Origin of the sequence: uncultured Desulfovibrio sp. (assembly GCF_902477725.1) — a bacterium.
Taxonomy (GTDB): Bacteria; Desulfobacterota; Desulfovibrionia; order Desulfovibrionales; family Desulfovibrionaceae; genus Desulfovibrio.
In genome coordinates this window covers 1-21,298 of sequence record NZ_CABSIF010000003.1, presented here as the reverse complement: position 1 = coordinate 21,298, position 21,298 = coordinate 1, and the positions used below count along the sequence as shown (strand labels likewise).

General features: G+C 56.2%; 17 protein-coding genes and 1 tRNA gene. 8 read left to right on the top strand and 10 right to left on the bottom strand.

The window, feature by feature from the left end:
- Positions 1-72 precede the first annotated feature (72 nt).
- The gene (locus RDK48_RS02890) at positions 73-1,908 is read left to right on the top strand and encodes an ATP-binding protein (protein ID WP_298991858.1); all 1,836 of its coding nucleotides are present in this window, start codon (positions 73-75) and stop codon (positions 1,906-1,908) included.
- A gap of 201 nt (positions 1,909-2,109) precedes the next feature.
- On the opposite strand, the gene RDK48_RS02885 is transcribed toward RDK48_RS02890, so the two are convergent.
- The 4 genes from RDK48_RS02885 to RDK48_RS02870 all read right to left on the bottom strand — a co-directional run bounded on the left by RDK48_RS02885 (position 2,110) and on the right by RDK48_RS02870 (position 5,449).
- Positions 2,110-2,185: transfer RNA gene (locus RDK48_RS02885), tRNA-Ala, on the bottom strand.
- Positions 2,186-2,239: 54 nt separating this feature from the next.
- The gene (locus tag RDK48_RS02880; protein ID WP_298991853.1) at positions 2,240-3,040 is read right to left on the bottom strand and encodes a class III extradiol ring-cleavage dioxygenase; all 801 of its coding nucleotides are present in this window, start codon (positions 3,038-3,040) and stop codon (positions 2,240-2,242) included.
- Positions 3,041-3,249: 209 nt separating this feature from the next.
- On the bottom strand, positions 3,250-4,719 hold the full coding sequence (locus RDK48_RS02875; RefSeq protein WP_298991849.1) for a 4Fe-4S dicluster domain-containing protein: 1,470 nt from the start codon (positions 4,717-4,719) through the stop codon (positions 3,250-3,252).
- 235 nt (positions 4,720-4,954) lie between these two features.
- A complete protein-coding gene (locus RDK48_RS02870) occupies positions 4,955-5,449 on the bottom strand; it encodes a GyrI-like domain-containing protein (RefSeq protein WP_298991844.1) in 495 nt (164 codons plus the stop codon).
- Between the two features lie 375 nt (positions 5,450-5,824).
- On the opposite strand from RDK48_RS02870, the gene RDK48_RS02865 reads away from it, so the two are divergent.
- Positions 5,825-6,613, top strand: a complete 789-nt coding sequence (locus RDK48_RS02865; RefSeq protein WP_298991840.1) for an L-2-amino-thiazoline-4-carboxylic acid hydrolase — start codon at positions 5,825-5,827, stop codon at positions 6,611-6,613.
- A gap of 45 nt (positions 6,614-6,658) precedes the next feature.
- Here the strand turns inward: RDK48_RS02865 and RDK48_RS02860 are convergent, their stop codons facing one another.
- The gene (locus RDK48_RS02860; protein WP_298991835.1) at positions 6,659-7,933 is read right to left on the bottom strand and encodes a DUF4910 domain-containing protein; all 1,275 of its coding nucleotides are present in this window, start codon (positions 7,931-7,933) and stop codon (positions 6,659-6,661) included.
- A gap of 440 nt (positions 7,934-8,373) precedes the next feature.
- On the opposite strand from RDK48_RS02860, the gene RDK48_RS02855 reads away from it, so the two are divergent.
- Complete coding sequence (locus RDK48_RS02855; RefSeq protein ID WP_298991833.1) at positions 8,374-9,372, top strand: Ldh family oxidoreductase; 999 nt, start codon at positions 8,374-8,376, stop codon at positions 9,370-9,372.
- A 79-nt stretch (positions 9,373-9,451) separates the two neighbouring features.
- Here the strand turns inward: RDK48_RS02855 and RDK48_RS02850 are convergent, their stop codons facing one another.
- Positions 9,452-10,156, bottom strand: coding sequence for a DUF554 domain-containing protein (locus RDK48_RS02850; protein WP_298991830.1), 705 nt, complete (start codon positions 10,154-10,156; stop codon positions 9,452-9,454).
- Positions 10,157-10,413: 257 nt separating this feature from the next.
- Here RDK48_RS02850 and RDK48_RS02845 point away from each other — a divergent pair, with 257 nt between their 5' ends.
- The 5 genes from RDK48_RS02845 to RDK48_RS02825 all read left to right on the top strand — a co-directional run bounded on the left by RDK48_RS02845 (position 10,414) and on the right by RDK48_RS02825 (position 14,962).
- Positions 10,414-10,725, top strand: coding sequence for a hypothetical protein (locus RDK48_RS02845; RefSeq protein WP_298991826.1), 312 nt, complete (start codon positions 10,414-10,416; stop codon positions 10,723-10,725).
- Between the two features lie 32 nt (positions 10,726-10,757).
- Positions 10,758-11,483, top strand: coding sequence for a sulfite exporter TauE/SafE family protein (locus RDK48_RS02840; protein WP_298991822.1), 726 nt, complete (start codon positions 10,758-10,760; stop codon positions 11,481-11,483).
- Positions 11,484-11,634: 151 nt separating this feature from the next.
- On the top strand, positions 11,635-12,942 hold the full coding sequence (larA, locus tag RDK48_RS02835; protein ID WP_298991817.1) for a nickel-dependent lactate racemase: 1,308 nt from the start codon (positions 11,635-11,637) through the stop codon (positions 12,940-12,942).
- Positions 12,943-13,188: 246 nt separating this feature from the next.
- Positions 13,189-14,166: a lipoate--protein ligase gene (locus RDK48_RS02830; RefSeq protein WP_298991814.1), complete on the top strand. Its 978-nt coding sequence runs from the start codon at positions 13,189-13,191 to the stop codon at positions 14,164-14,166.
- Between the two features lie 352 nt (positions 14,167-14,518).
- Positions 14,519-14,962: a MarR family transcriptional regulator gene (locus tag RDK48_RS02825; RefSeq protein ID WP_298991809.1), complete on the top strand. Its 444-nt coding sequence runs from the start codon at positions 14,519-14,521 to the stop codon at positions 14,960-14,962.
- A 75-nt stretch (positions 14,963-15,037) separates the two neighbouring features.
- Here the strand turns inward: RDK48_RS02825 and RDK48_RS02820 are convergent, their stop codons facing one another.
- The 4 genes from RDK48_RS02820 to RDK48_RS02805 form a co-directional block, all read right to left on the bottom strand.
- Positions 15,038-15,964 (bottom strand): DMT family transporter, encoded by a 927-nt coding sequence (locus RDK48_RS02820; protein WP_298991805.1) that lies wholly within the window; start codon positions 15,962-15,964, stop codon positions 15,038-15,040.
- Positions 15,964-17,364, bottom strand: coding sequence for a sigma-54-dependent Fis family transcriptional regulator (locus RDK48_RS02815; protein WP_240823413.1), 1,401 nt, complete (start codon positions 17,362-17,364; stop codon positions 15,964-15,966). The genes RDK48_RS02820 and RDK48_RS02815 overlap by 1 nt, the downstream gene beginning before the upstream one ends.
- Positions 17,365-17,389: 25 nt before the next feature.
- Positions 17,390-18,331, bottom strand: a complete 942-nt coding sequence (locus RDK48_RS02810; protein ID WP_298991793.1) for a glycyl-radical enzyme activating protein — start codon at positions 18,329-18,331, stop codon at positions 17,390-17,392.
- 64 nt (positions 18,332-18,395) lie between these two features.
- Positions 18,396-20,891 carry a glycyl radical protein gene (locus tag RDK48_RS02805; protein WP_298991788.1) on the bottom strand — a complete coding sequence of 832 codons (2,496 nt, stop codon included), beginning with the start codon at positions 20,889-20,891 and terminating at the stop codon, positions 18,396-18,398.
- Positions 20,892-21,298: the final 407 nt, after the last annotated feature.

Below are 21,298 nucleotides of genomic sequence, written 5' to 3'. Positions count from 1 at the left end.
AAATATAGTTAGTGTTGTAGATATAAATGTCTAAATGAAGTTAGCAAGAAAAATTAAAAGGATGTATGGCAAATGAGCAATTTATCCATATCAATAACCAAGGAGTACAAAAATATAAAAGAGCAATCTTTGTATGATTTGCCAAATATGATTATTCTGACAGGGCGCAATGGTGCCGGAAAAACAAACTTTCTTGAAGCAGTATATTCCAGAGCTTCAGGTCAAAATTATGCGACTACTTCTATTGATGACTGTATCGTAAATAAAATATTATCTTTTAGCTTAGGGGATTTTGTTGGAATGGGTCGAGGCTATTCCGAAGCAAACCCTTTAGGTTTAGATATTGATAATCTCCATGAAGATATCACTATTGCTCTAGGACTACTCAAAGTTAAATCAAATAATCCCCATTATGGTGGCCCCCGCGAATGGCTTGAAGATCGAGTGAAAAAGTGGTTTCCAGTTGTTGAAGAAACTGCGAAACATTTGGGGAAAAATGCTAAAGAGCTAACATCTCAGGAGCTTGATGATAATTTTAGCTTAATAATGGCACAAGGGAAGTATGAAGGTCGTTTTTTTCAAACGAATACGGCGGATATCTTTCTAGGTTATCATAATTTGAAGTATGAAAATACGCTCAAGCGGCTTAGAAAACAGTACAACAATGAAGTATTAGAATGCTATGAAACGGATGACGAGTTCATTAAACACTGTGGCCCAGCCCCATGGGTACTAATTAACGATTCGTTTAAAGAAGCAGGCCTGCCCTACCAAATAACTTTTCCAGAAGGAAATGGCAGATTAGAAAAATTTACGCCGAAGCTTGTCGGCAATGAATCCCAACAAGAGATTCAATATTCAAGCCTCTCTTCTGGCGAAAAAACTTTATTTAAAATCGCATTGTCAATTTTTAATAGTAAACAAAAGGAGAACTTCCCACAGATCCTTTTACTTGATGAAATTGATGCTTCTCTGCATCCAGAAATGATTAATCGACTCTTAAAAATTCTTGCAACAACATTTGTTGAAAATTATGGGATCAAAGTTATCCTTACAACACATTCACCGACAACAGTGGCTGTTAGTCGTGACGAATATATTTACTCTGTAGAAAATGGAAGAATAATAAAAACAAGCAAAGAAGAGACGTTAAAAAAATTGCTTCAAGGTGTACCTGCTCTCGGAGTAATATATAGAAATGTTAAGCAAGTCTTTGTAGAAAGTAAGTATGATGTAGATTTTTACAATGTGATATGCAATTCGTTAAATCTTCAAGCAAAAACTGACTCTTTACTCAATTTCATTTCCTCTGGATCAAGCGGCTCAGGTAGCGCCGAGCAGACTAAGCAAATAGTCAAATCTCTTGGAGTCGATAGTACTGTTCCGTCTGTGTACGGGATTATAGATTGGGACACAAAAAATTCGTCTAACGGTAGGATCTCTGTTTTAGGCGAAAATTTAAGATACTCTAGGGAAAATTATACATTTGACCCGTTGTATTTTGGCCTTTTACGAATCAGAGATAAGCTGTTTTCCCCGGACGATGAAAAATGGTTTAAAGAAATTACGGTATCTACAATACTGGCTGCTGATAATGATTTGTTGCAGGCAATATATTCTTATTCATACAGAAAAAATTATTATGATTTCGATGCACTGGAAACTCAAGAAATGAGGTTGGTCAATGGGTATACGATGTTATGTCAAAAAAAGATATTAAATATGAATGGGCACAAGCTTGCTGAAGAAATTTTAGAAAAAAACAATACTGTGGGAAGATACCGAGGGAGATCTGAAAAGTACGAAAATGATATTTACGAGAAAATATTTAAAGAATTCCCAATTTTTATTTATAAAGACGTTCATGATCTTTTATATGCAATCCATGTTCTTCCCATCCAACAATAGGCGCTTCTCGACATAAATTGTTTTCAATCTATAAATCTGCTTTTTTTCAAGCCCTCTGCGGAGGCTATCGCATATAGCATCGCGTGGAAATTTTTTGCCTCAAAAAGTACTGTCAAGATGGACAGATAACCGCAAGCGCAGCCATCGACAGCAAAAAACCCCCGACCATTTTTCAATGATCGGGGGTTTTGATTACCTATCTGGTGGAGCTGAAGAGAATTGAACTCTTGACCTCTTGAATGCCATTCAAGCGCTCTCCCAACTGAGCTACAGCCCCATGAGGAATTTGGAATTATACCTTTTCGCCGTGGGGCGCAAGTATTTATTTCATCTAGTCAAAAGAAAATGCTGAGAGCGGTGCGCCCATAGCTCTGCCATGCCAGGCAAGCTTGCCCGGTGCGGCTCCGGCAGCTCCTGCAATCACCATGAGCGGAATCAGATGTTCCTCGCGCGGGTGGGCAAAGCGCGCACCGGGGGCCTTTTCCCATTCCGCAAGAGCAGCGTTGCGCATGGCGGCATTGGGGTTACGCACGGCATCCGTCAGCCAGTTGTCAAAAACATCCGCCCCTTCAATGGGCGTATTATCCCCGTAGCGGAAGGCCCGCATGTTGTGAAAGCTCATGCCGCTGCCCACAAACAGCACGCCTTCTTCACGCAGCGGGGCCAGCGCCCGTCCCAGTGCCAGATGCTCCAGCGGATCAAGCCCCCGCCTCAACGATATTTGCAGCGTGGGCATCTGCGCCTCTGGGTACATCAGCAGGCCCGGCACAAACACGCCGTGGTCAAAGTCGCGCGTAGTGTCCTCTGCCAGCGGCAATCCTGCCGAGCGCATGCACTGGCCCACACGGTCAAACAGTTCCGGCGCTGGCGGCGCAGGCCACTGCAACTCATAGGTATGCGGCGGAAAGTCATAATAATCATAATACAGGCCGGGGGTTCGCGTAGTCAGCAGGGTAAATTCCGACTGCTCCCAATGGGCGGAGAATACAATCTGCGCCTTTGGCTGTTGCGGTAAAGTCGCCGGGATGGAGCGCATCCAGCCGCCAAGGGCATTCCATGTGTCGGGCGGCATCCAGTCCATAAAAAAGCAGGGGCCGCCGCCGTGGGGGATGTAAAATGCGGGCATGGTCATGATGCGCCTCGCTGGTGGGGGTGGATGTCACAAAACTAGCTTGAGGAGAGAAGATGCAGCAAGCAGCGTAGCGCCAAACCCTGCCGGGGCCAAGAGCTGTAGTGATCAGGACAGACAAATTTTTGATGGGGAAGCCAAGCATATAATGAAGGCGGGCATTCCGCAGAATACCCGCCTGTGTATGCCGTCATTTATGCGGGCAGTGCCCGTTATCCATCCTCGCGCCAAGCGCCGCGTCCAGTTACCCACAGCCAGAGGCACAGCACACCGAGCAGTACGGCAAAACCCAGATGCACAAGGTCAATAAAGGTCGTCATACCCGGCGAAAACGTGATGGAAGGCAGATTTTTGGCAACGCGGGCCATGCCGCTCAGCACCACAACGCCAAGCACTGCCAGCCGCACCTTGCCCCAGTAGGCAAGGCGGCCTCGCAGCCTGCCGCGCACCTGTAGGGTCAGCCAATACAGGCCCAACGCCAGCAGCAGGGCAGCCAGAACATAATGGACATTCAGCGTGGTGTAGAAATCACCTGTCCATGTGAGGCCGGGAATTTTGGCAATGCCGTAGCGGCTTGCTACGGGCAGTTGCATCATGCCCGTAAATCCAAGCAGCAGAGCCACTGCCACCCACAGTTTCTTGAGCAAGCCTCCGGAGAGGGCAGCTTCAGCCTTGGGGGCATGCAGTGCACCCAGAGGGCGGGCCTGCGTGTGGTTCTGACTCGGGCCTTGCCCCTGGCGCGCGGCGTTCACCAGCGCCCCTGCCACGCCCACAAGCGGCGCCGTCATCAGCATGCGGGTAAGGTTGCCAGCCTGCGCCATGGAGTCCGCCATCGGGCCAAAGGTGGGCTTGCCGGGGCCGGGTTTGGCCTGCGCTGCCAGTTCGGAAAAGGGCACTGGCGACAGATAAAAAGTATTGGTGCCGCCGTTTTCCGTCACGCCATAAAGGTACGCTCCGCGCTCCTGCGCCAGCTTGCGGGCCTGCGCCAGAATTTCATCGCGCGGGCCAATGGTCTGCACCTGCTGGGGGCAAACCTCCACACAGGCGGGCAGTTGGCCGTGGGCAAAGCTGTCTGCGCAGCGGTCGCACTTGTACATGACGCCGTTGCCGGCAAAGCGCGGCATGAGGTCAAGATACAGCCCTACGCCCGATTGTCGTTGCGGTATATGCCAGGGGCAGACCGTGCGGCATTTAGCCCCGCCAAGGCAGGTCTGGCTGTCTATGCTCACCGTGCCGGTTTCTGGCTGGCGGCTGGCAGCGCCCCATGGGCAAAGGTTGGCGCAGGGCGGGTTTGTGCAGTGCAGGCAGCGGCGGGGAATGTGCAGTTCAAGCGGCGCGCCGTCCTTCAGCACGGTAACGCTCTCAATATACAGCCAGTTGTACGGCGTGAGCCTGTCGTCCACATCCCGCTTGCCAGACCAGTCCTCGTCCTTGGTTCCAGGTGGAAACATGACTGGCAGGGGCTTTTTGACTTCCGGATAACGGCTCCCGTTGCGCTCGCGGCAGCCCTCCACGCACTGGCCACAGCCGATGCATTTTTCAATGTCGAGCAAGGTTGCGTATTCTGCATGCTGGACAGAGGCGCTCGCGCCATTGGTTTCGGCCCGGGCATCCAGCCCCGCAGCTGCAATGCCTGCCGCAGAGGCCGCGCCCACCAGAAAATTACGTCGGGTCAGTGCCATGTATGCTCCCCTATCGGCATAAGCGGGCGCAAGGGTGCAGCCGAGTTGCCGATTATTACGATTCATTCGCAATATAACATATTCCCCAAAAGAGTGCAATTTATAGCATACTTTTATGGTGTGATTTGTGCCCGAAACAGGCAGGGGAAAAAGCTGAGGGAAATGAAAGAGAGGCAGGCCCGAAAGTCAGGCCCAAGGGGCTGGGAGATCAGGGCGAATAGGTCGCAAGGGGAGGCTATTTTTCGCGGGGCAGCACGGGCACATAGACATCGTGGGTACCGGACTGAAAAAAGCGGCTGTCGTAGCGCTCAAAGCAGGGTTTGTCTGCCAGAACGGTATAGCCGTCCGGCGTTTGGGGCCATTCGTCGTACATGTAGTCGTATGCTTCCTGAAGCATGCCAGCAGCGGGAATGCGGCAACAGGCATAGAGACCGCCCGGCAGAGTTACCGTGTCCATGCCAGCGGGCGGCGCGGCAAGTTCCGGAGCTTCCATCGCAGCCCAGTAATCAAAAGCCAGGCCTGCATGATCTGTAAATAAAGAAAGCCCGTAAGATGGCCCCTGATAGGTATTGCTGGGCTTGCCGCTCAGCTCTGGCATGCGGGGGGTAAAGACCTCATTCCACAGCCGGGGGCATTCCTGCGGGGCGTTGTGCAGGGTTGTGTGGATGCGCACACCGAAAAGGCGGACACTGTGGTGCTGCAACACCACAACGGCAAAAGGCATTGGCATGAACGCTCCTCGGCTGGTCTGATCACGGGCAACAGTTTCCGGCCTCAGGGGTGAAATGACGTAGTCTCCCACATGCGCCGGACAGCCGTTTTGCATGTACCAGTTATGTTCACATGTCAACCGGTATACCAATGTGATGAAATCGCTATGCCGTATATTACACTGAATTATATTAAAAAATAGTAAATGATAATTTGTAATTAATAGTGATTTACTTGCAAAAGGGAGGGTGCCGCGCATCCATGCCGCTGACCATGCCACAAGCCCGCACCGCAACTCTGGCTCGCGTGGACAGCGCCCCCGGCTTCCGGCTAGTGTGAGTCATGCCGTAAACCCGTAGTCTGGCGCGCAAGCGCGCCACAAGCAGGAGCCGCCATGCACCATGCCATTATGCTTCCCCGCTATACCCGGCGCGTATTTTGTTCTCTGGCTCTGGGAACCTGCGCCGCTCTGCTGCTGCCTTGTTCCTGTATGGCCTCCATTGCACAGGGGGTTGGCAAGCCGGTGAGCGATGAGGCCCTCAAAGCCGAATTTGCGGGCATGTGCGCCGGTGCGGAGCAGATGCTCGCCGGGCAGCGCCCAGCAGAGGACTTGCGAGCCATGTTTGCCCAGGCAAGGCAGGCCCATGCCCGGTTGCTGCCGCTGCCGGATATCGGCGGGCCAGAAAACCTGACCTACCCCAGTTTTCTGGTAGGGCCGCAGTATGCGGCGCTGTACACGGCCATGCGCGAGCACGGATTCAGCGCCAGGGATGTGGGCAAGCTTGTGTACGATCTGGCGGTCTACAGTTTTGAGGAGCAAAAGGAAGCGTACCGCGCCAATGGGCAGCGCTTTTTTACGCCGGAGTATTTTGCCCTGTTGCAGGGCTGGGCCATGCGCAGCCAGCAGCGGCGCTACCCGCTGGACTGGGTGCAGACTGTATTTCGGGGAGATGGGCGTGATTTTGATATCGGTGTTAACTACACGGAATGCGGGCTGATGAAGTATTTTGCCTCGCTGGGCATGCCCGAGCTGGCTCCTTATCCCTGCCGGGTGGACTTTCCCACCGCACGGGCGGAGGGCACTGGCCTTGCTCGCACCTCAACACTGGCTGAGGGCGGCAAGGTATGCGACTTCCGCTACAAGCAGGGGCGGGAAACAACCCAGGGCTGGGACATGGCGTGACGCGGCTGTTGCGCGGTGGCCTTGCAGCCATGCCGCGCACAGTCGTCAGCAGGTTTTGACCGCCAGCACGTCCTTTTCAACCAGCTTGCGCATGGTTTCCGCACAGCGAAAAATATCTCTGCCCACAATGTCTGCTTCTTCAAGCAGCGTGGTTTCGCCATCGGCATAGGCCAGCAGATCCATCATCAGATTGACCTGTTCCGTGCAGGAAGTTTTTGTGCTCAGCGTGGGGTAGAGGCCGCGTTTGCCCAGTTGCGGTTCGCACAGCACGCGCGGCTCGTAGGTGACGTTTTCTTCCAGCGCTTCAAGGATGCGCGTCATGATGTTCACGCTGCCTTCAAGCCCCTTTTGTGTAACAAGCGAGCAGTCGTCCAGCGAGGTGTGATATTCGGGGTAGGCGTGGTATTTGCTGCGCATGACGCTGCACAGGGGCAGGTCGATGCCGGGCGCGCAGTACTGGCGCTCGTCGCTCTCGCGGTCAAGAAAGGTGTAGCGGATAAAATCGGGCGCAAAGTGGTGCAGCACGTGCAGGGCGGCCTTGTCGGCCAGGGTGTTGCCCTTGCGGCTGGGCAGATAGGAATAGGCCCGCTCATCGCCCATGCAGGTGAGGTTGAAGCCCGCCACCACATTGCGGCGCAAGGCCTCGTGGTTGCGGCTCAGATAGGTGATGGAGCCGATAGTTTCCGGCACAAAGGCAAAACGGTAGGTGTAGCGGCGCGGGCGCTGCGCCACCCACTGCGCCAGTGCCGTGGCCACCACCGGGCCGGAAAGCTCGTTGTTGGCCATGGAGGGGTGGCAGATGTAGGTGGAAAGAAAAACTTCTTTCTCGCACTGGCCGGGAATCACAAGCTCACCGTATGTCAGATGCCCCGGAGCCAGGGTGGAATCTATGGAGGCATGGTACATGCCGGGGGCCAGCTTTTGCCGCTGCTCGTGCTTGATGCAGAAGCCCCAGCGCCGGGCATAGTATGAGGTGACATAGGGAATGGCATTGGTCATTTCGGGCAGGGAATGCAAATGGTTTTGCAGCTCTTCCAGCGAAATGTCGCAGTCAACGGGTTCTGAATAGCCCATCACGTGCAGGTTTGTGTCGGCAAAGTCGGCAATCACTTCGCCCGATGGGCCGGTCAGTCGCGCGCCCCGGATGTTCCATTCGTCCGGCACTGTCCAGTCAAAAACCTTGGATCCAGACGGCACCTCAACGGTGCGTAATCCCGGTAATTCTTCCTGCAACATGCGCAACGTCTGCCGCACCCCGTTGCCCGTAATACTGCGGCATATGGGAAAAAGACTGCGAAGAAAGTTGTGGAAGCTCGTCATTATCCTTCCTTATGTTGGCATCGCGTGAGGCAGCAATTCCCAAAAGGGGCACTAACCCTGAACGCCGAATTCCAAGGGGGGGAATTTTTCGGCGGCAATGCCTGTCGCGAGCTTGCTTATGGCGACTGAGGCGCGCAGTCAAGCAGCAATTTTCTGTAAAACGGAAAAAAGATGCCCGCTGCCCCCATACAGGGCTTTTGTTCCCGGTCGTCGCGCAGGCCAGAACTGCCATTATGACCGCGCGCGTGGAGCTTCAACGGCAGCACGGGCCAAGCGGGAGCCAGCGCGCCTTTATAAGGTTAGCATTTAGTTTGCGCGTAGAAAAGCCCCAGGGTGGGTGCGCAAAACATCCTTTTCCGCCATCAACAATACTGGTATGCAAAAAGTGCTCGCGCAATGCAAGCAACTATAAGTAAAATCAGCTAGATTCTGGAGACCCCATGCCTCATATCAGCCTTACCGAAGCACAAAAAATGGGCGAAGACATTTTGCAGGCCCACAAGGTCGGGCAGCGAAATGCCCAATTGACCATCGCCTCGCTCCTGCGGGCAGAAATGGAAGGCCTGCCCTCGCACGGATTTTCGCGCATTCCCTACTATGCGTCCCAGGCGGCGGCAGGCAAGGTTGACGGCAACGCCATTCCAGTGGTGGAACGCACAAAGCCTGGCGTGGTGCTGGTTGACGCCTGCTGCGGATTTGCCTTCAGCGCTTTTGCCGATGGCCTGCCCGTGGTGGCTCAGGCCGCCAGGGAGTCTGGCGTGGCCCTCATGGCCGTGCGCAATTCGCACCATGCGGGCGTGATGGGATTCCCCGTGGCGGATCTGGCGGCGCAGGGTCTGCTGGCCCTCGGCTTTGCCAACAGCCCCGCTGCATTGGCCCCCTACGGCGGCTCCAAGGTGACGTTTGGCACGAACCCTCTGGCTATGGCCTGCCCGCGCAAGGACGCCCCTCCCCTTGTTATTGATCTTTCCATGGGGCTGTTGGCGCGCGGCAAGATTTTGCAGGCCGCAAAAAAGGGCGAGAGTATCCCCGAGGGCGCGGCTGTGGATGCAGAGGGCAATCCTACCTGCGATCCGGTCAAGGCTTTCAACGGCGCACTGCTGCCCTTTGGCGGCCCCAAGGGCTATGCCCTTGCACTCATTGTGGAAATAATGGCGGCAGCGCTTACTGGTGCTTCCCTGGCCATTGAGGCCTCTTCCCTGTTCACGCCGGACGGCCCGCCGCCGCGCCTTGGGCAGAGTTTTCTGGTCATGGACCCTGCGGCTACGGCAGGGGCGAACTTTCTGGATCGGGTGGAGCACTTGCTGGGCTTCATCAGCGACCAGCCGGGCGCGCGTCTGCCGGGCGACCGCCGCATCGGCCTCAGCCGCGCCGCCAGTGAGCGAAATAGTATTGATCTGCCGGAGGATCTGCTGGCCCAACTGCAATCGCTGCACTAGCCGCAGTGTTTAAACGGTTTTGCCCTCGTGCGCGCAAGGCCGGGGGCAACACCGTATTTCAGCCATGGTCGCAGGCCGGTTATTTGAAGGGAAAGTACAGCTCCCACAGGTGCGAAAGCGGCAAAATAATGGCCATCGCGGGCAGCATGTTGATGACCGGGAATATCTTAATATCGCACATGCGCAGGCCCGTGGCCACAAAGATGACGCCGCCGCAGGCGGTAAAGTCGTTGAGCATGGCCGGGGTCATGAACGGGGCAATGGTGGTGGCCCCCATGTAGATGAGCGCCAGAATAATAAACTGCGGCACGGCGATAAGGCTTACGGAAAAGCCCATGAAGGAGCCGAAAACCACGCCGGTAAACATGTCCAGCGCGGCCTTGGTCAGCAGGATGTCGGGCTTGCCGGTGAGGCCTTCATGAAAGGCCCCCAAAAAGCCCATGCTGCCAAAGCAGAATGCCGCCACTAAGGTTATGACCATCAGGGAAAAGTTTTCGTCCCCCATGCGCTTGCTCTTAAGCAGGCTAAAAATGGCCCGCAGGAACTTTTGCAACAAGGCCTCAGCATACATGATTTCGCCCACCATGGTGCCGAGAATGAGCGAAATCGTCACGGCGGGCAGCGCTGCGGCCTTACCCACAAGGGTCGCGCCCAGACACAGGGTTATGACGCCAAAGATGGAAGGCAGCGCTTTTTTGAGCCGTTCAGGAAAAATATCGGCAAAAATAACGCCGATGATGCCGCCGATGAAAAGTCCGCCACTGTTCACAATTGGCCCGATCATATGCGTGCTCCGCGTAATGGCATAGAAATCGTTCTGGAAGGCGGACAGGAAAAGTGGTCTGTAGGCCGGTGTGAATCGATGTGGTGATGCCAGGGTTTGTTGCCCCGAAAACAGCAAGGGCGCAGGCGCGGGGCCGCCTGTACGCCGGAATTATCCCGAAGGCAGGATGACTTGGTGTGCGGTTTGGGTACCACAAGGGATTTTCGTTGACAATGCGCCCTCGTCCGCGGCGGGCGCGGGAGCAGACAGGAGGCAGCATGATTGTGAGAACATGGCACGGGTGCGTGCCAGAGGCTATGGGCGACGCCTTTGCCGAGCATCTGCGCAAAACGGGCGAAGACCACGCCAAAAGCGTTGACGGCAATCTGGGCGTTGCGGTCAAACGCATGACATTTCGCGGCTGGGAGCATTTTTTCTTTGCTACATGGTGGGATTCGCTAGAGGCTATAAAGGCCTTTGCGGGCGAAAATTACCAGCTTGCGGTGCACTATCCCGATGACGAACGCTTTGAGCTGGTGGCAGACCCCTATGTGTTCCACCACGTGGTAGATCAGATTACGCCCCTGTAAACGCAAATCTGCGCGCGCAGTATGGAGAGGCCGTGGTATACGCGCTCATTGCTCTATGCGGCATTGTGGCAGGGGCCATCAGCGGGGTGGTGGGCACCGGATCGTCCATAATCCTTTTGCCGGTGCTGAGTCTAGCCTTTGGCCCCAAGGCCGCCATCCCCATCATGGCTGTTGCCTCCATTGCGGGCAATGCCTCGCGCGTGGTGGCCTGGCGGCGGCAGATAAGCCTCAGGGCCTTTGTCTGTTATTCGGTAACGGCCGTGCCTGCGGCGGTGCTGGGTGTGCGGACGCTCTGGATCATGCCCTCGGAGATTTCCAATCTGTGCATCGGTCTGTTCTTTTTTGCGCTCATCGGCTTGCGCCGGGCCAGCAGAACGCGCGGCATGCGCCTTGGCCCCCGGCAGATGGCCCTGGCGGGCGGCCTTGTGGGGTATCTGACTGGGGTTGTATATTCCACCGGGCCGCTGACCATTCCCATCTTTGCCGGTTTTGGCCTTGCCAAGGGCGCGCTGCTTGCCACCGAGGCGGCGGCGTCCATTGCAGTGTATTTTGCCAAAGCTCTGGCATTCGGGGCTGTGGGCGGTCTGCCCCTGCCAGTGCTGTGCAATGGCCTTCTGGTGGGGGCTACGCTGGCTATTGGCACCTTTCTGGGCAAGCGTTTTGTGCTTGGCATGTCTGAAGCGACCTTCAGTCTGCTTATTGATGCCATGCTTGCCTGTGCGGGCCTTGTGATGACGGGCAGCGCGCTGCTGGGGTAGAGCATATGTGGCGCGGAAGCGGGATTCCCCCCTCTTCACAAAAACCTGCATGAGGCATAACAGACCCTGAACGAACTGCGCTGCGGCAAAATTGTGCGGAACAAGGCCCGGCGCTGCATTTGCGGCACAGCAACAAACAGGGACACGACTCATGGCACAGCATTACATGAAATACGGCGACAGGGAATTTTCTGTGGAGCTTGGCAACGGCCTCATAGCGGCGGAGCTGCATTCCAATGCGGTTGCGCTGCCCGCAAAAAGCGCGTTGGAGCACATTAATGAAGCTCTGGATAATCCCATCGGTTCGCCCAGGCTTGAGGAAATGCTCAAACCCGGCCAGACGGTGTGCATTGTCGTGCCAGATTCCACGCGTCTGTGGCAGTCGCCCAATGTTTATGTTCCTGCTGTGGTGGCCCGTCTGAACAAATGCGGCATCCGCGATGCAGACATTCGTATACTCACGGCCACGGGCACGCACCGACCGATGACGCGCGAGGAGCACATCGCCATTGTTTCCGAAGATATTTACAACCGTATTCAGGTTATTGACCACAAGTGCCGGGATGCGGCGGATATGGTCAAGGCGGGCGTGACCAGCAACGGCACCGAGGTGTGGTTTAACCGCTTTGCCATGGAGTGCGACCATATCATCCTGACCGGCGGCGTGGTGTACCACTTTCTGGCCGGGTACGGCGGCGGGCCCAAGTATCTGCTGCCCGGCATCGCCAGCTACGAGACCATCCAGCGGCACCACAATCTGGCCCTGAACAAGGGCTTTGGCAGCGGTACCAATGCGGCTGTGCGCAGCGCCAATATGGAAACCAGCAATATTTTTCACGCCGATCTTGAAGAGGCCGCCCAGCTGGCCAAGCCCAGCTTTCTGCTCAACGTGGTGGTGGACGACAATTACAACATCATCAAGGCCGTGGCTGGCGACATGGTGCAGGCCCACCGCGAGGCCTGCGCACTGGTTGATGCCATCGACGGCGTCAACGTGGGAGAACGCACTCCTCTGGTCATCGCCAGCGCGGGTGGCGCGCCCAAGGACATCAATTTTTACCAGACCATCAAAACCCTGGCCAACGCACTTGCGGTGGTGAGCGAGGGCGGCACCATCATCATCCTGTCAGCCTGCACTGAGGGCTTTGGCAGCCCGGATACCCAGCACCAGATTTGCGATTTCGACAACATGGACGCGCGCGAAAAAGACCTGCGCGAGAATTTTTCCATAGGCAGCTATGTGGGCTTTCTGTTTGCGGAATCGGCGGGAAAGCACAACCTCATCATGGTCAGCTCCATGAATGCCGCGGACTTTGCCAAAACAAAGATCCACATCACCACAACGCTGGACGAAGCCCTTGCACTGGCAAAAAAGCTGAACGGCGGCATAGACCTGCGGGCAACACTGCTGCCCCACGGGGCCAATACCCTGCCCAAGCTTCAGACGGTTAACAACTAGAGCATTTAACAGTTGAAAGGCTCACTTACGGCAGCCAAAGCCTGCTTTAAAGCCTTGCATGGATTGACAGACTGATCATAAAGCATCGGGCGTGAAGGCGACAGGATTGTCTCCACGTCCGATGTTTTCGTGAAAGTAACACCGCCCTCACCGCCCCTCATGCCTGTACACGAGGGCATCGGCGAATGGCTTGGACAAATGTAGAAAATGCGATATGTCCCAACAATGTGTTTTATGGGGGGAAGTATGCGCTTTATCTATAATCCTTGTACAGACGCCTCGTTCAATCTGGCGGCGGAAGAATGGCTGCTGCGCAATAGCGAAACCGACATTTTTATGCTCTGGCGTAATGCGGCTTCTGTTATTGTGGGGCGAAACCAGAATTCCCACTCCGAAATCAACGCCGATTATGTGCAGCAGCACGGCATCCCCGTTGTGCGCAGGCTTACCGGCGGGGGCGCTGTTTTTCATGACCTGGGGAATATCAACTTTACCTTCATTAGTCTGAACAACCATGCGGGGCTGCTGGATTTCAAGCGCTTTGCCACGCCCATTACCGAAGCGCTCAATGCCCTTGGCGTCCCCTGCGAGTTCAATGGCCGCAACGACATGGTCGTTGGTGAAAGCAAAATTTCCGGCAACGCGCAGCATATGCACCGCGACCGTCTGCTGCACCACGGCACCCTGCTGTATTCTGCCAACCTGGATTCTGTCTGTGCCGCGCTCAAGCCCAGCCCCGCAAAATACATTGATAAATCTGTCAAAAGCGTGCGTGGCCGCGTGGGCAACATTGTGGATTTTTTGCCCCAGCCCATGCCCATTGAGGAATTCATAAACTACCTCATGCGCTTTGTGGCCGGGGAGGATTCTATCGGGCAGACGGCCTTGAGCGCGGAGGAAATAACCGCCATTGAGGCTCTGGCAGAAGAACGCTACCGCTCCTGGTACTGGAATTTTGGCTATTCACCCAATTACGCCTTTGAACGCAGCACAAAGACCCCCGGCGGCGTACTTGACGTGCACATGGATGTGCGTGACGGAATAATCGCTGATATCCGTCTGTTCGGCGACTATTTTGGCGTTCGGGATGTGACGGAACTTGAAGACATGCTCTGCGGGTGCAGGCACGAGCGCGGGGCTCTGGAGCGTCGGCTGGCTCTGGTGCACATTGACGCTTTCATTCAGGGTATTGGCGATCGCATGTTTCTGGACTGCCTTTTTTAGCAGGCGCGACAACGGGGAAAGGGTTTAACCGCTGGCATCCAGCTTTGTTTTTATGTTGTATTAATTTTTATATATTTTATTTACTTTATTTTCTGGACTTTTTCCCATAGTTTTTGTTTGCCCATATGCGCTCCGGTAGCGTGTTGCAGGTCTGCTTTGCAGGGTGATCCTCTGCACGCGGTCTGATTTTGCGGGCTGATGTGTGCTTTTGAAAATTTTGCTGACTTGCGCGAGACGTTTGGATGTGGCAATGCTTAATATCTGGTGCCAAAAATTGCTTAGCGTTGGCATCAGGCAGGCGGCAAGCAAGTATCAATTACAAGCTGGCAACGCACATACTGGGGGCATTACAATGAGCGCTTCTACCAGAGACCGTGTTGGTATAATCATCAACCGCGCCTCCCGCACATGGCGTACCAAGCTTGACGAGCGTCTTTCCCATCTGGGGCTGACCCAGGCGCGCTGGCTGGTGCTCATGCACCTGTCGCGGCTGAACGGCAAGGCCCTGCAAAAGGATCTGGCCGTTTCTGTGGGTGTGGAAGGCCCCACCCTTGTGCGGGTACTGGACGGCCTTGAACGCATGGGCCTTGTGGAGCGTGTGGGTGTGGAGGGCGACAGGCGCGCCAGACGCATCTGTCTGACCCCCAAGGCGGACAGTGTCATCAACGATATCCTGAATATTGGCACCCAATTGCGCACTGAAGCCCTGACGGGCATACCCGATGCAGACCTTGAAGTTTTTTACCGTGTGACGGAAGTCATCCTGGCCAATCTGCTTTCCGCATCAGCAAAGTAGTGATTTGCGCGCCTTTACGGCGGCGTTTTTTATCCCGGGTATAATGGGGATGGCGCAGGCGTCATGCTGGTTTGCTCAGCGTCTGCGCAGCAGGTGGGGCAGGGCCGTTGCGCAGAAAATGCCGCCCAGAATGGCAAGGGCGCTCACCAGCAGCCGCAGCCCCAGAGTTTCATCCATGAGCATGGCACCGCCCAGGGCGGTGATGAGCGGTACGCTCAACTGTACCACAGCGGCAGAGGGCACGCTGAGCCAGCGCAAAACAGCATACCAGAGCACATAGCCAAGAGCAGAAGCCAGAGCTCCGGCTGCCAGGGCGCAGACAACGCCTGCCCATGGCCATGCGGCGGGCATGCCTGCCTGGTCAAAAGCCACAGCCCAGGCCAGCAGTGCTACAGCTAATGGAACGCAACGGATAAAATTGCCAGCCGTGGCCGCAGCGGCATTGTCGCCGCCCCTGCCATAGATCGTGTAGGCCGCCCAGCACAGGCCAGAGCAAAAAATGACCGTGGCAGCCCCTGCTGGCGGCGCATCAAGCCCCGGAAGCAGCAGATAGACAAGCCCCGCCATGGCAAGCCCTATGCCCAGGCTCTGGGCCTTGCCGGGATGTTGCCCCAGCCGCAGCCCGGCCACGAGCATGCCAGCCTGCACGGCCACGGCAATAACCAGAGCGCCCGCCCCGGCAGACAGCCGAACATAAGCCCAGGAAAAGCAGGCCATATAGCCAAACAGCGCCAGCGCCGCGCCCCAGCTGCCAGCACGCAGGGGATTGCCGCCGCGGCGCATCTGAAGCAGCCAGAGCATGGCAGCGGCAGAAATGGCCCTCAGGGCTGTATATACAGAGGGATTCAGGGGATGAGCGTTTTGCCCTTCGGCAAGCGCAAAACGGCAGAGCAGGGAGTTGGCGGCAAAGAGGATCATGACCAAGGTCGTCAAAACCGCCACCACCAAGGGAGAGGCATGCGTCTTGACGGTCGCGTTGCCAGCCCTGGCGTCCACACGCATCAGTCAATCCGCCGTGCGCCCTGCAACTTGCGGAACACCGTACTGCGGTTGATCTGGAACAGCTCCGCCACGCGTTGCACAGAGCCGTGCACTTCAATGGCCTTGAGCAGAAAATCCCGCTCCATTTCGGCCATGATGTCGCGCAGGGGGCGGCGGGCGGCGAGGATGTCCTCGCTATAGCACGAGGCTTCGCGGGGTGCGCCGGATATCTGCGGCGGCAGGTCGCGCGGGGAAATCAGCGGCCCGCTGAGTGTGATAACCAGACTGTGCACAAGGTTTTGCAGCTCACGCACGTTGCCGGGCCAGGAATAGGCCGTCATGATGTCCAGGGTCACGTCCATAAAAGCCATGGCCTTGTGGTATTTGGCCGTGTACTGGGCAAGGTAGTGTTCTGCCAGGGGGCGCACGTCTTCCTGCCTCTCGCGCAGGGGAGGAATGCGCACCGTGGCCACATTGAGGCGGTAGTACAGGTCGCGGCGGAAGGTTCCGGCCTCCACGCTTTCGGCCAGATCGCGGTTGGTGGCGGCAATGATGCGCACGTCCACCTTGCGCGGGCTGGAAGCGCCCACCCGCATGATTTCTCCGTCCTGGAGCACGCGCAAAAGCCGCGTCTGCATGGAAAGCGGCAACTCGCCCACTTCGTCCAGAAAGATAGTGCTGCCATCGGCAATTTCAAAATACCCGGCCTTGCCCTTGTTGGAAGCGCCCGTGAACGCCCCTGGCATGTAGCCGAACAGTTCTGATTCTGTGAGAGATTCTGAAATGCCGCCGCAGTCGACCTTGAGCAGGATTTTATCGTTGCGGGCCGACTGGGAGTGGGTGTAGCGGGCAAACACGTCCTTGCCCGCGCCAGTCTCGCCCAAAATAAGCACGGTCGCGTCCGTGTCCGCAAAGCGGCGCAGCAGGGAAACCACATCGCCCATGGCCCGGCTGGCATACACAGGTTCGCGGGATTTTGCCGCGCCCTGTGCAATATAGGCCAACTGGTCGTTGATCTGGTCAATAAGTTTGCACTGCCCGGCCACCTGATCCTGCAATTGGGCGAGCAGGGTGACATCGCGCGCAAACGTGACCACCAGGCACAGATCCCCCTTGGCATCAAAAACGGGAAAGCCCGTAAGCACGAGCTTTTTGCCGTTCTTGAGCTGCTGCACATGGGTGGTGGGCCTGCCCGTGCGCACTATTTCCGGGTTCAGAATGCAGTCAAACGTGCCTTCCTGCACCAGATCGCGCACATTCTTGCCGCGTATCTGCTCCTGGGTCAGCCCGGTCAGCTGCTCGTACATGCGGTTAACCTGCAGGCTAGTGCCAGCGGCATCACTTATAAAGACGCCTTCAGGCAGGGCATCGAGTATGCGCTCCACATGTTTTGATAGAAGCTCGGAAGATCTGCATGCCATAGGTCAATCGGGGGGTAAGTGGTTATCAGTGCGGTACGCGGAGCCGGTCGCCCAGGATGGCCTGCGCCACAGCCTGAAGCCTGTTCATGTGCTCTGTTTCCAGCTTTACATCACCCATGGGCACGGGTCTGTCCAGGAACTGGTATTTCTGCGTACCAAGGCGATGGTAGGGCAGCATTTCGTATTCCACCCGCTCAAAAGGCTTGAGGAATCCGGCAATGGCGGCAATGGCCTCTTCGCTGTCGTTAAAGCCGGGGATAACCGGCGTGCGTGCCAGTATGGGCAGATCAGGGAATTCTTCTGCCAGAATGCGGAAGTTTTCGAGGATATGCCTGTTGGGCAGGCCTGTCTGCGCTTCGTGCACGGCGCTGTCCATATGTTTGATGTCGAACAGCACGTAATTGAGGTATGGCGCGGCCTCGCGGATGGTCTCTGGCGAAACCATGCCGCAGGTTTCAACGGCGGTCTTGATACGCCTGGTGCGCGCCTCGCGCAGCAGAGCCACGGCAAATTCACCCTGCAACAGGGGTTCGCCGCCCGAAAGGGTCAGGCCACCGCCGGAGCGGGCGTAGAAGGCCATGTCCTGCTCAACCACTTGCAGCACATCATCCACTGTACGCTTTTTGCCGTAAACCAGCAAACCCTGAGCCGGACATGCCGCAGCGCAGGGCATATGGCATTCGGTGCAGTGGCTGCGATTTATGTTCAGCTTGTCATCCTCGCCAAGCGTGATGGAACCGTGTGGACAGGCCACAATGCAGTGACCGCATTTGGAAACGCCCAGGCAGCGGCCAGCGTTAAAGGCGAGTTCCGGTTCGCGTTGCTGCGATTCGGGGTTGCTGCACCAGCGGCAGGAAAGGCTACAGCCCTTGAGAAAAACAATGGTTCTTATGCCAGGGCCGTCATGAACCGAATACTTCTGTACGTTAAAAACCATGCCTTGCCGTTGGCAGTCATCCTGACACATAAGACCATCCTTTTATAAAAAACGGGCGCGGCCAACCTTTCGGCCAGTCGCGCCCGTGGATTTGTTACATAGCGTCGTGTTCAGTACGGGCAATCAGGTCGTTCTGCAGGTCGGGCGACAGGTCCACAAAGTAGGCGCTGTACCCGGCAATGCGCACGATGAGGCTGCGGTACTTCTGCGGGTCTTTCTGCGCGGCCACCAGGGTCTGCTTGTTCACCACGTTGAACTGCACATGCCAGAGTTTGAGGTCGCAGAAGGTGCGGATAAAGGACACCAGCTTTTCGGTGCCCTGCTCGCCTTCCACGCACTTGGGCGTGAACTTGATGTTCAGCATGCGGGCGGCGCGGTCGCGCATGCCCATGTTCTTGGTCTGGTAGTTGGAGAGCAGCACGGCGGTGGGGCCGTTGACGTCCGCGCCGTGCGAGGCCGAGGAGCCGTCGGAAAGCGGGAAGCCATCTGTACGGCCATTGGGCGTGGCGGAAACCACCTTGCCGAATGGCACGTGCGAGGTAAAGGGCACATAGCGCACATCGTTGTGGATGCCCAGTTCCTTCATGGAGTACTTGCCGCCGTATTCCACGGAAATCCTGTCGATTTCACGGCCAATGGCGTCGGCGTATTCATCGTTGTTGCCGTAGCAAGGGGCGGAACGCAGCAGGGCGCGTACGTCGTCGTAGCCTTCAAAGTTGGCGTCAATGGCGGCCAGCAGCTTGTCCATGCTCAGTTTCTTTTCTTCAAACACCAGCTTTTTCACGGCGGCGAGGGAGTCCACAACCGTGCCAAGGCCCATGTATTCAAAGTAGCCCAGGTTGATGCCTTCGGGGATCTGTTCCTGATGCAGGTCGATGCAGTGCTTCATGCACAGGTCGTGCATGGCAGAGCCCATGGGCTGGGCAAAATGCTGGGCGCGCAGCTTGTTGATGATGTACTGCTGGGTAAAGGCCGTTTTGAGGAACAGCAGGTGCTGCTGCACGTAGGCGTTCCAGAATTCGTCCCAGGTCTTGAAGTTGCGCGGGTCGCCGGTTTCTACGCCCAGCAGCTGGTCGCCAAACTTCTTCATGCGGCCATTGCGCAGTACCATTTCCACGGCAGCGGCAAAGTTGATATACGCGCCGCCCGAGGTATAGGTGTCGCGGTTGGGCATGCGGGCTTCGGTGCAGCCGGAAACAGCGTAGTCCAGGGCTTCCTCAAAGGTCGCGCCCTTGGAAACGTAGAGGGGCACGATTTCTTCGTCGTTGATAAGCTTGGGGAAGCCGGAACCGTACTTGATGGTTTCGGCCACATCCCACAGGTAGCGTTCGGGCGCGCGGGAGTGGATGCGGGCCGCGAGGTCGGGGTAGTGCAGCGGGAATTCACGCTTGGACTTGAGGATCAGGTAGGTCAGCGCGTTGCTGGCATCGCGGCCATCGGTGGTCTGGCCGCCAACGGTCACGGCTTCCCAGTGGGCATAACCTTCGTTGAAAGCGCCGCCGGTGGGCGAAATGTACATGTCGATGAATTCGGCCATGCCCACCCACATGCATTCCAGCAATTCCATGGCCTGGGCGTCGTTGAGCTTACCCTCGGCGCGGTCTTTGGCGTAGAAGGGGAAGAAGTACTGGTCCATGCGGCCATTAGAAATTGTGGTGCCGGTCTTCTGTTCAATGCGCGAGAACATCTGGGTGAACCACTGGCTCTGGCAGGCTTCCCAGAAGTCGCGGGCAGGTTCGCCGGGTACGTGGTCGGCATTGTCGGCCATGCGCAGCAGTTCGGCCTTGCGGGTGGGGTCGGATTCCTTGGCTGCCATTTCGCGGGCAAGCACGGCGTGGCGCTTGGCCCACAGCACGATGGCATCGCACACGATGACGACGGCTTCAAGGAAGGGGCGCTTTTCGCAGGCGTCCTTGCAGCTCAGTGGATCAAGGGCGTCCAGTTTTTCCTGGGCTTCTTTCTTGATGCTGTTGAAACCGCGTTTCAGGATCTTTTCAAAATCGTGCACCCACTGGATGGACGAACGGAAGGACGAAGTCTCGTTGACGATAAAGCGCGAGATAAGCCCCATGGGGTCGTCATAGGTCAGCTTGTGGATCTCGGCGGGCAGAGCGGCGTTGAGGGCCTCATGGTAGGTCTTGCCCTTCCAGTATGGCGCAATTTCTTCAATAACGCGCTTGGCGTCTTCAGGCGTGATCGTGGCGGGAGAGGTCTTGCGGGTGGGCAGATCGCGCACGGCGATATCCAGAAAGTCGCCGTCCAGTTCGGGGTACAGGATACCGTAACGGCCATCGCAACCTGCGCGGCCAAGCAGCAACTGGTCTTCCTGCACGTATACGGTCATGTTTTTCGCAATGTGCATGAGGGCCTTTGCCCAGCGCAGCACCAGAGGCTGGCCGTCCGTTTCCTGCATGGACTGGGTGAAGTACAGCGCGCGTTCAATGTCGATGCGCGGCTTCTGCCCCTCAAAACGCTCCAGCAGCTTGAAAACGCGGGTGTGGGTTGTGCGGAATCTGTCTTCCTTGCCCTCGATCTTGTCATACAAGCGCTGTTCCTGAGGGGAGCGGCATTCGCAAGTGGTGGTGCTCATCACGATACTCCTGAAATATGAATATGTGGCGCGCGGGACAATGGTAGCCGCCGCGCGGAGAACGCCGAAAGGTTGTGGCAATCCTCGGTTGCTTTTCCCTGTGCATGCGGCATGCCATAATATTTAACTATATGAAATTTTTAAGTATTTAGAATTTTTTTTTCCGACCACGTTTGCGAGTGCGGTTTTTAACAAGCCATAGTCGCAAATTTGCACCAGTCAGGAGGGCTTGGCGTTAATAAGGGCATTTATTGCGACGCAAACTTGCGACACAGCCTTTTGGAAGAACTATCCAGCTAGGGGTAACGTGACAAAAAGCAATATGATTTTATTTTCACAAGCACCATTTTTCGCCCGCGAGAGAACGATTCCTGCTTGATGCAAATTTGCGACGCGGCTCTAAAACA

Excerpts from the sequence above, each read along its gene's own strand:
- RDK48_RS02890 (WP_298991858.1), top strand. The coding sequence starts at position 73 with ATGAGCAATTTATCCATATCAATAACCAAGGAGTACAAAAATATAAAA.
- RDK48_RS02880 (WP_298991853.1), bottom strand. The coding sequence starts at position 3,040 with ATGACCATGCCCGCATTTTACATCCCCCACGGCGGCGGCCCCTGCTTT.
- RDK48_RS02875 (WP_298991849.1), bottom strand. The coding sequence starts at position 4,719 with ATGGCACTGACCCGACGTAATTTTCTGGTGGGCGCGGCCTCTGCGGCA.
- RDK48_RS02870 (WP_298991844.1), bottom strand. The coding sequence starts at position 5,449 with ATGCCAATGCCTTTTGCCGTTGTGGTGTTGCAGCACCACAGTGTCCGC.
- RDK48_RS02865 (WP_298991840.1), top strand. The coding sequence starts at position 5,825 with ATGCACCATGCCATTATGCTTCCCCGCTATACCCGGCGCGTATTTTGT.
- RDK48_RS02860 (WP_298991835.1), bottom strand. The coding sequence starts at position 7,933 with ATGACGAGCTTCCACAACTTTCTTCGCAGTCTTTTTCCCATATGCCGC.
- RDK48_RS02855 (WP_298991833.1), top strand. The coding sequence starts at position 8,374 with ATGCCTCATATCAGCCTTACCGAAGCACAAAAAATGGGCGAAGACATT.
- RDK48_RS02850 (WP_298991830.1), bottom strand. The coding sequence starts at position 10,156 with ATGATCGGGCCAATTGTGAACAGTGGCGGACTTTTCATCGGCGGCATC.
- RDK48_RS02845 (WP_298991826.1), top strand. The coding sequence starts at position 10,414 with ATGATTGTGAGAACATGGCACGGGTGCGTGCCAGAGGCTATGGGCGAC.
- larA (WP_298991817.1), top strand. The coding sequence starts at position 11,635 with ATGGCACAGCATTACATGAAATACGGCGACAGGGAATTTTCTGTGGAG.
- RDK48_RS02830 (WP_298991814.1), top strand. The coding sequence starts at position 13,189 with ATGCGCTTTATCTATAATCCTTGTACAGACGCCTCGTTCAATCTGGCG.
- RDK48_RS02825 (WP_298991809.1), top strand. The coding sequence starts at position 14,519 with ATGAGCGCTTCTACCAGAGACCGTGTTGGTATAATCATCAACCGCGCC.
- RDK48_RS02820 (WP_298991805.1), bottom strand. The coding sequence starts at position 15,964 with ATGCGTGTGGACGCCAGGGCTGGCAACGCGACCGTCAAGACGCATGCC.
- RDK48_RS02815 (WP_240823413.1), bottom strand. The coding sequence starts at position 17,364 with ATGGCATGCAGATCTTCCGAGCTTCTATCAAAACATGTGGAGCGCATA.
- RDK48_RS02810 (WP_298991793.1), bottom strand. The coding sequence starts at position 18,331 with ATGTGTCAGGATGACTGCCAACGGCAAGGCATGGTTTTTAACGTACAG.
- RDK48_RS02805 (WP_298991788.1), bottom strand. The coding sequence starts at position 20,891 with ATGAGCACCACCACTTGCGAATGCCGCTCCCCTCAGGAACAGCGCTTG.